Genomic DNA, 5,667 nt, shown 5'->3' on the forward strand with positions numbered 1-5,667 from the left:
CCTCATGGAACTCCACCTCCGAACTGGCGTTGGCCTTGTTGCCCAGCTTGTCCTTCAGGCGCTGGATCCGGATGGCGTTGAGAGAACCATCGGGCAGGACACGCGGCAGGAAGAAGCAACTGAGGCCGGCAGGCGTCTGCGCCAGTACCAGGAAGGCGTCGCACATCGGCGCGGAGAAAAACCACTTATGCCCGGTCAGCCGGTACCGCCGGCCCCAGGCATCGCTGCCGTCGGCGATTGCCTGCGTCGTATTGGCACGGACGTCCGAGCCGCCCTGCTTTTCGGTCATGCCCATGCCCATCGTGACGCCGGCTTTCTCCCGCCAAGGTTTCAGCGCCGGATCGTAGGCGCGGCTCATCAGCTTCGGCCCCCAGTCGGCAAAGACCGTCGCATTGCCGCGCAGCGCCGGCGTGACAGCATAGGTCATCGAGATGGGACAAAGAACCGACGGTTCCAGCTCGGTGAAGAGCATGAAGGCGGCGGCGCGCGCGACATGCGGCGATACGCCATGTCCGGCCCATGGCGTGCCATGCAGCCCGGCAGCGGTCGCGGCTGTCATAAGGGCGTGATAACTCGGATGGAACTCGACATTGTCGGTACGACGCCCGAACCGGTCATGGCTATGCAGTTGCGGCGCGTGCACATTGGCAAGCCTGGCGTGGTTCTGCATGTCCGCGCTGCCCGCAAGGGCGCCCAGCCTGGCCAGCCCGGCGGTATCGAGTGTGCTCGCATTGAGTTTCAACGCATCACGCAGCGGCTGGTTTGCTTCGAAAAGATTGACGTCCGTCAGCGGCTCGGGCTGATTGAATACTTCATGGGTGATATGCACGTTGGTCTCCGGCTGGGTGCTGCTACTTATCGATCAACGACGAATCAACAAGTGAGCTCGGAATAAAACTGGAAGTTGTCTTTATTGCTGCGCTTGACGCCATACATCGCCGCGTCGGCATGTTTCATCAGCGCTTCCTCGTCCTGCCCGTCGTCAGGGTACACGCAAATGCCGACGCTGGCAGTCACTTGATGCACGCTGCCTGAAAGCATGATGGGTTCGCGAAGCGCCGCCACGACTTTTTGGGCAATCCCGCTCAATTCATCGGGATGGCGAATTTCATGCACGATGACGACGAACTCGTCCCCGGCCAGCCGGGCGACGAAATCGCTGCCGCGCACGTTCTGCGTCAGGCGGTTCGCGGTGTGCTTGAGCAGGACATCGCCGGCATCGTGACCGAATGTGTCGTTTACTTCCTTGAAATGGTCGAGGTCGATGAACATGACACCGAACATCCGGTCGTATCTGCGGGCCTGTTGCACGGTGTGGCTGAGAATCTGGTTGAACATCATCCGGTTGGGCAGTCCGGTCAGGATATCGTGGCTGGCAAGATGCCGGATCCGCTCTTCCGCCATCTTCTTTTCCGTGATGTCCTTCCCGGTGCCCCGGTATCCGATCAGCCGGCCTTCCGGATCCGTCACGGGTAATCCGCTGACGCTGATATAGCGTTGCGCCCGGTCGCCGCCTGTCCGCAGCTCCAGTTCGTAGAATGCGGCCCCTTCCGACAGCAGTCGCCGGTGTTCCGCCCACTGCTCCGCCGAAAAATTGTCGAACGGCAGCTCCCACAAGGTCTTGCCGAGATACTCGTCCGCCGCCATGCCGCTTTTCGCGAAGACGTCGCCATCGATCTGGATGAAACGGTAATCGCCGTCCTGTTCCCAGTACCAGTCGGACGAGAGTTCGGTCAGGTCGCGGAATCGCTCTTCACTATCGCGCAAGGCAGTTTCCATTCCGCGCCTTGTAGTGACGTCCCGCAGGATTCCCCGGAAACCTTTCGCGACACCGGACGCATCGCGGATCAAATGGATCGACCCCTCGCAGAGCACCTTCTGCCCGTTTTTGTGGAGCAGGCGCCAGTCGATTCCCTTTTTCGCGATGCCGGTCCGGTATACCTCGTTGAACTGCCCATATACATACGCCGCTTCATCCTCCGCCTGATAAAGGCGGTAATTCCACCCTATCATTTCCGTCAGTCCGTAACCGGTCATCCGGGAAAATGCCTCGTTGTAGAGGACCATGTTGCCGGCAAGGTCGACCTCGTAGTATGCGTCCGCGATGCTTTCAAGAATGGAGCGGTACTTTTCCTCGCTTGCACGCAGCGCCTCTTCCGCATCGCGGCGTTCGGTGTTGTCACGGGTGACGCCGCGGAATCCGCAGGGCACGCCGTTCTCATCCAGAATAAGCTGCATCGCCGTCTGCGCCACGCATGCCGAACCATCCTGGCGCCATACCCTGTATTCGGTCAATTCCGCCTGCGCGCCGCTCTGGAAAACCTGGTTGTATACCTTGAGCACATAGGCTGCCGTGTCCGCGTCCATGTAGTCGCGGTAATTCAGGCCCAGCACTTCCTCTTTGGCTCCCATGTGCAGCCGGCACATGGCCTTGTTCACAAAGGTATAGGTGCCTTTCAGATCGACTTCGAAATAGCCGTCGCTCATGTTCTCCAGCACGCCGCGATACTTTTCCTCGTTCTGGCGCAAGGCATGTTCGGCCTGCTGCTTCTCGATTGCGCGGTCAAAGTTGTCGAGCGCAAAAACGATGTTTTGCGCCATCCGCTCAAGCAGCTCGATGACCTGCTCGTCGAATGCGAATTTTTCACGGGAGTACAGCAGCAGCACACCTACCGACTGGCCGTTACGAATCAAGGGGAGCGCTGCGCCGGACGCCAGTTTCTGCTGGTCCGCGGTGATGCGCCAGGGCGGCACGCGTGCGCCGCCGATCAGGTCGTTGCTGACGCACGGTTTCTTCTCGCGAAATGCCGCGCCCACGAGGCCCTGCCCTTCAGGCCGGTTTGCGTTGAAGGAAATGCGTATGCTGCGCAGGGTATCGGCCGCCTCGCCGGCTACCGCCGCAATGCAGGCCCATTCCGTTTCGGCATCAGGCAACAGGATGGACGCATTGATGATCTGTCCACCGCTTACCGCGACCTCGCACACCTGCTGGTAAAGTTCGGAGGGCGTGGTCGCATGCAGGATGGCTTCATTCGTGCCATTGATGGCAGCGTACATGCGGCTGAAGCGCAATGCCGATATCTCGGCTTCCTTGCGGCGGGTGATGTCGCGGGCGATGCTGATGATGGTCCATCGGTCCTCGATCCGAATAGGACGCCGTTGCAATTCATAGACATAAGTAGACCCGTCGCGGTTGCGGGCAACGGTTTCTCGGGCGTGCTGACGTCCGCCGGACGCGATGATCTCGTCGTATTCCCGCTCGAGGTCGCTCCGGTCTGTCAGCAACAGGTGTTCGGGGCCCATCGACAGCAATTCCGCGCGGGTATATCCGGAGGCGACGCAGGCATTGTTATTGACGTAGGTGAACCGCATGGTTTCGCGGTCGACGAAGTAAATTGAATCACCCGAAATATCCATCGCGCGCCGGAAATGGCGCAATTCGTCTTCATGACGCTTCTGCGCGGTGATATTGCGCATGATCCCGCGATAGCCTGTATGGCGGCCGCTTTCGTCCCGCAACGCCTCGCCGCAAACGCTCAGGAAGCAGGCGCTGTCGCTGCCCTTGTGCCAGGAAAGGATGACCTCGCGAAAAGACTGGCGTTGCAGCATTGTTTCCCGGAAAACCGACCAGTCGCTGTTCTCGATGCCGAGTCCGGGGATATCCCACAGCGCGTTTCCGATGGCCGCGTCGAGGTCGTCCACGGATAGCGGCGGATGAGCGGTCGTACTCCGCAATTGCGTAAACCTGCATCCGCTGTCCTGTTCCCAGTACAGATCCGACGCAAGCGCGATTAAGCTTTCCATGAACTCACCTCTGGTTTTCCGACCATATCGGAAAACCGGTTCCTCAGTGCGCTGACGGCACACATTCTCATTCTTATTTGCTACTCACCCGTCAATGTGGTTATCGATGCGTGCGGCCTGGCGAGACACCTGCCGGATTGATATGGACGCATGATCGACTCCACTGTCTCCATCATGTTGTGACGCCAAATGATTGCTATAGGGCAAGCACCGGCGAACGCACCAAGACATTACCATGAAGCAACAACAGTCGACGTAACTTGTTGTTGTTATTCCGTCTCAAATTCATCGGCAAATACTCTGTCCTGCTTGGGGGCATTGGAGTCATTTCAGAAAAGCAATCCATTCCATTTGCTGAAGGAAATATGAAAGAGAGTGTAAATACATCCAATTAGGTAGCTTAACTGCCTTGAAATTAGGCAGAACAACCACATCTAAAACTCATGTTTCGTCGCGTCAAATCGCTTTCGAATCAATAGTTTAACGAAGCGCATTTAATGCATTCCCGCAACTGGAAATTTTATCGTTTTTATTGCATCCGCGACCAAAAAGATATTGATTAATAACGCTGATGTACTTAAAATACACTGTACGTATACACAGTTTCGAATTGTCCTGGAGATGCCGGATTGGTGAATGCAGTTGCCCGGCGATGCAGCTAACTTACAAGGACTAGTCCGTTACGGCGTCGACCGGGCGGTCATGCGGTTCGGCCTGCAGCTGCTGGCGAAGCAAGTCGATCATGATTTCGCGGGCTTTACTTGGCTGGGCGCGGAAAAGGGTGAGAGCGGTCTCGATGAAGAGCTTTTCCTTCTCATCGGCCGGTGACTTCAGGCTGTCGTGTTCCTGGTCCATCCAGCCGCGTGGCAGGTTCAGGCGCTCCTCGATGTTGCGGGCAATGTTGTTGCCGATGTTTTTTCGCATGCACTTGATGTGACTGAGATAGCGATCGGAGAGATCGAGGCGCTCGGCGAAGAGTTTAAGCATCCCCCGCTGAGGCAGATCCGGATGCTCGGCGATGAAGTCATTGAACAATTTGAGAAAGTTCTTGAGTCTGATTTCGCTGCTGCTCAATGCCATATGAATGTTCTCCCGGTCCAGCGATGTGCCTCTGCTGACGACCGGACAGTTTAACCGAGAGGCACTGTTTCTTGTTGAAGAAAAGCAACCTTTTAGGGCGATTTTTCTTTATGCATCGCCGCACTACCCGATCGATGAATGTACCGGTTTCCCGGCGGTTCATTCTCTTTACAGCGTTATCTGAATTGCCGGGGTAAAGAAATACCTGAACGTGCCTCTTGAACGCGTCGCTTAAACCAGATGAAAAAGATGAAAAGTCGTTATCCCCAACCTGTCAATTCCGATACGTTCGATTTCCGCATGCGCGATGAAGCGCCTTCACGATCCGTCGTCGAATCGATCGTGGTGAGTTCGGAAATCTGCGGTCACCCGCTGTCGTTTGCCGCTGCCAAGATGCTTGCCGCGGATCTCGGCGATTTTGATGATGCCGCCGTCCGTGCCGCGCTGGCACGCTGCAGGATGGAAGTACACGGCTTGCTGAAGCTGTCCGACATCCTTGCGCATATCGACGATGGCCGCCCCACTGCCGATGAAGCATGGGCGCTGATGCCGCAGTCGGAACAGATGACGGTGGTCTGGACCGAGGAAATGGCGCAAGCCTCGGGCGCCGCATCGCGATATCTCGACGAAGGCGATATGGTCGCGGCACGCGCCGCCTTCGACGAAGCCTACGTCAAGGCGGTCGTCGCGGCGCGCATCCGGCGGGATCCTGTCCGGTGGACGCCGTCGCTCGGCAGCGATGTCCGCAAGCGCGAAAGCGTGCTGCACGACGCGGTGCAGAAA

The 5,667-nt window shown here is 57.6% G+C and carries 3 protein-coding genes and 1 pseudogene; 1 reads left to right on the plus strand and 3 read right to left on the minus strand.

The window, feature by feature from the left end:
- The 3 genes from V7080_RS23225 to V7080_RS23235 all read right to left on the minus strand — a co-directional run.
- On the minus strand, positions 1 to 829 hold an 829-nt coding region (locus tag V7080_RS23225), incomplete at its 3' end, for an acyl-CoA dehydrogenase family protein (RefSeq protein WP_334190753.1).
- A 44-nt stretch (positions 830 to 873) separates the two neighbouring features.
- On the minus strand, positions 874 to 3,804 hold the full coding sequence (locus V7080_RS23230) for a PAS domain S-box protein (RefSeq protein WP_334190754.1): 2,931 nt from the start codon (positions 3,802 to 3,804) through the stop codon (positions 874 to 876).
- Positions 3,805 to 4,476: 672 nt separating this feature from the next.
- Positions 4,477 to 4,878, minus strand: a complete 402-nt coding sequence (locus V7080_RS23235) for a hypothetical protein (protein ID WP_334190755.1) — start codon at positions 4,876 to 4,878, stop codon at positions 4,477 to 4,479.
- A 255-nt stretch (positions 4,879 to 5,133) separates the two neighbouring features.
- Between V7080_RS23235 and V7080_RS23240 the strand changes: the two are divergent.
- Positions 5,134 to 5,667, plus strand: a pseudogene (locus tag V7080_RS23240) (hypothetical protein); the annotation flags it as partial.

Origin of the sequence: Noviherbaspirillum sp., assembly GCF_036846085.1 — a bacterium.
Taxonomy (GTDB): Bacteria; Pseudomonadota; Gammaproteobacteria; order Burkholderiales; family Burkholderiaceae_D; genus Noviherbaspirillum.

Bases quoted from the DNA above. Each gene is read 5' to 3' on its own strand.
- V7080_RS23230 (WP_334190754.1), bottom strand. From the start codon at position 3,804: ATGGAAAGCTTAATCGCGCTTGCGTCGGATCTGTACTGGGAACAGGAC.